Source organism: Okeania sp. SIO2B9 (assembly GCF_010672505.1).
Lineage (GTDB): Bacteria > Cyanobacteriota > Cyanobacteriia > Cyanobacteriales > Microcoleaceae > Okeania > Okeania hirsuta.
The window spans coordinates 1-3,396 of the sequence record NZ_JAAHGK010000864.1 but is presented as its reverse complement, the minus strand read 5'-3'; the positions used below and the strand labels follow the sequence as shown (position 1 = coordinate 3,396).

The window sequence follows — 3,396 nt, the reverse complement described above, 5'->3', positions numbered from 1 at the left end:
GTTAATAAAAAAGCCACCATTAACAAAGCTAAGGAATGGTACATTTGTAAACGAGCACCTGTCTGAAAAATGTCTAGAAAGTATTGACTAAACTTTTCTTTCAAAGCATGAGAAGCAAAAGAACCAGCGACTACAGACAAACCTCCTAGAATAGATGCTATTACTAAAAAAATTCTAGTCATTAATTTTTTACTCCTGTGTCATTTTAACGAAATCATAAGTCAGAAGTTGTTTTTGTAAAGGGGATTTGAGCAAGCCTCTAAAAACATTTCGCCTTAAAAGGCGGGGTGGCGCGACCCAATTATTTTGATCACATTAACCCTAATTTTTATCTATTTTTATCTTCACTACTTTTCTCAAAATATTTATAATATTCCTAATATAGTTGTTATTTAATATTAAGCAGTTGAGCATTTAAGCTATATAACTTATTTGTCACAGTCAATGGAGAATATCAAATCTAAATAACTCTTAGGTTAATTCAAATTTTAGTTATAAATGTAGTTATACTATATTTATTTTTAGTACATTAAGTACCAATTTCAATCTTCTTTAACAATTATTGAAATTACTAACGAGTAGCTTCCAGTAAACGAGAGTAGTAGAAGCTAGTGCTGTTCATTGCTTGTCTTTGGATAGAAAAACCATTACTTTCTATAATTTTGATAATATCAGCTTCACGATGCTGATAAGCGCGAGTAGTTTTACTTGGTCCAGGAAATAACTCACCTACTTTTTTCAATAAACTTAAAGCTAAAGTTTTTGGTGCAAAGCTAATAATAAGTCTAGATTCTGCTAAAGAAATCAAATGATTAATCATATCTGCAACTTTTTCTTGAGGATAATGTATCAGCACATCCAAACAAATAACTGTATGATATTTACCACTTAAAGTTTCTAAATCTTGAGCAACAAAATTAACGTTACCCATACTAATTAAACTAGACTTAGCACGTTGATATGCTTCGGCGATCATCTTTTCTGATATGTCACTACCATAGATAACTGCTCCAGCTTTTGCCAAGGGAATACTCAAACTACCAACTCCACAACCTGCATCGCAAATTGATAAACCGGATAAATTCCCATCTTCTTGTAGCCAACTGAGAACGTTATCAACGGTTTGTTGATGTCCTTTTCTAATATCTAATTGTACTTTATTTACTTGGCCTTCTCCATAAATTCTTTGCCACCGCTCAAAACCAGTGGAATTGAAATATTCCCGAACAATTATTTTGTCGTCTGTCCTACTTTTCATGTCCACCTAATGCTAAAATACTTCTCAACTAAATTTACAAAAGATTGTAAACTATCCTAGTCTAAACAAAATAGTCAAGCCAATTTTTAGTTTATCAAACGTACTTTTCCAGAATCATGGGGGTAATAATTGACAAAAGTCATAAGAAACTAGACATTACGAATGGAAAGGATAGTTTAAACTCAACTTGATTATTATGACCTATCTTCAGGGCAAAAAATTGTCACCATGATAAACTCTCAAAAATTTTGCTTGATCGGCTCCTCAATTTTAACATACCTGTCATTTTTATCTTGACATAGTGGAACCTATACCAGTAATAAGATTTTTGCTAAAAACCCTAAATATTTTGAGAGTTAAAAATGAAAAATTAAGCTTTTCAAACACATTTTACTTAAACAAATAAGCCTGTTAAAAATAGTGGGATAGGTTTCACTAATAACATTAATTCATAGGATTTTATATTGGGAATAAATTGAAAAAAATTAAAGTATTAAAGTTACTATATCAGATGAACAATAGCATAACTAATTTTTTGAAATTTAGGACTGATACCTATAATTAATTGACTTGATTTTGCCAAGTTTACCACCTTTGATTTAATCTAAATATATTATAATTGTCGGAATATCTCCCAATATCCATGGAAAATAAACTTGATGAAAACAAAAAAATAAAAGGAATAAACCCATTAATTATCCAGGGATAAAAAAAGCTAAAAAATGTGAACAAATGAAAGATAAAAAAAATATGATTTAGACCTTTTTTTGAGTCAATTTACTAACTTTTCATATCATGTTCGTTGTTATCATTTGTGTAAACCCAAGCTTGAATGTCTACAGGAAATTTAAGTAAAATTTTTCAAGCTTTTCAGCCTTCTTCCCTATCTCCTAGTTGAGTGGCAAGATGCCCCGCCTCAGCTTTCTTCCTTACCGAAAAATTGTGGGTATGCGCCTCCCTTTTTAAAGGGATAAAAAGCGGTCGATCTTCGGAGCTTCCCGTAGGGTGGGATGGCGTACTTCGGAACGGGTCTGCAAGAACGGGTCTCCTCGCTGGCCGACCATTGAACAAGAAAAAAGAGACTATTCCTTATTTCAAGCCTCCTTATTGCAGAGGTACTGATAAATAGATAACTGATAACTAAAATGACCCTTACCTTACAATACTGATGCTACCAGACTGAGATAAATTAGGTATGACTAAAAATGACGTAGCATGGAAAAAGTTATTTGAAAAATATCAAATCTTAGAAGAGGTAAATAAAAATGGCTTATTCAAAATAGAAGCATCTCAAATTAATCAGGAACGAGAAAGCAGACTCATGGCAAAATTTGACCATGTTGTTAACTTACCAGAAATATTTAAAGAGAATTGTCTATCTATTTTACCAATTTCTCGTTCTCAATATATTATTGGTCACTTTAATATACACTTACCAGTCAAATATAACTCCAAATTTGAAAGTATTCCTTGGCAGTTTCCCAGAGAAATAGAAACGATAGATTACACTAATTTATATTCTGAAAGTTCGGCATTACTTTGTGTATTTAACATAGGTATCATTGATGATTTAGTTAACTCAAAAACTAAATTTACCGTTTCTGGCAGAATGTCTACTGGAACTTTTGATTTTTACATTAAAAATTCTATTAATAATCAATCATATTCAATTAATGTTGCTAACTCTCAGTGTGAAATAGATGCAGGTTTTGAAACTGACGATCGTTTGATTTTAATCGAAGCTAAAAACTATAAGGTTGAGGATTTTTTAATTAGACAACTCTATTATCCATATAGATTGTGGTCAAAAAAAATCAGTAAGAGAGTTGTACCAGTATTAATGACTTACTCTAACGACATTTTCAGTTTTTTTATTTATGAATTTGTAGATATATCAGACTATAATTCTATCACCTTGGTAGAAAATAAAAATTATGTAATTGCTTCAGAGAAAATACAAATAAGCGACATAGAATTCCTATTAGATCAGATCAAAATAATTCCTGAACCGCCAAAGATTCCATTTCCACAAGCCAATAAATTTGAAAGATTAATAGACTTAATTTCACTACTATTAGAAAATGATTTAACTTCAGATGAAATTACAGAAAATTATCAATTTGATGAGAGACAAAAGA

At 30.9% G+C, this 3,396-nt stretch carries 3 protein-coding genes; 1 reads left to right on the top strand and 2 read right to left on the bottom strand.

All coding sequences use genetic code 11. The features are described 5' to 3' along the window. The coding region (locus F6K13_RS24665) for a DUF423 domain-containing protein (RefSeq protein ID WP_287288665.1) at positions 1-182 on the bottom strand (182 nt) is incomplete at its 3' end. A gap of 389 nt (positions 183-571) precedes the next feature. Then, complete coding sequence (bchM, locus tag F6K13_RS24660; protein ID WP_124146711.1) at positions 572-1,258, bottom strand: magnesium protoporphyrin IX methyltransferase; 687 nt, start codon at positions 1,256-1,258, stop codon at positions 572-574. A gap of 1,195 nt (positions 1,259-2,453) precedes the next feature. On the opposite strand from bchM, the gene F6K13_RS24655 reads away from it, so the two are divergent. After that, a partial coding sequence (locus tag F6K13_RS24655) for a type II restriction enzyme (RefSeq protein WP_287288663.1) occupies positions 2,454-3,396 on the top strand: 943 nt, incomplete at its 3' end.

Excerpts from the sequence above, each read along its gene's own strand:
- bchM (WP_124146711.1), bottom strand. The coding sequence starts at position 1,258 with ATGAAAAGTAGGACAGACGACAAAATAATTGTTCGGGAATATTTCAAT.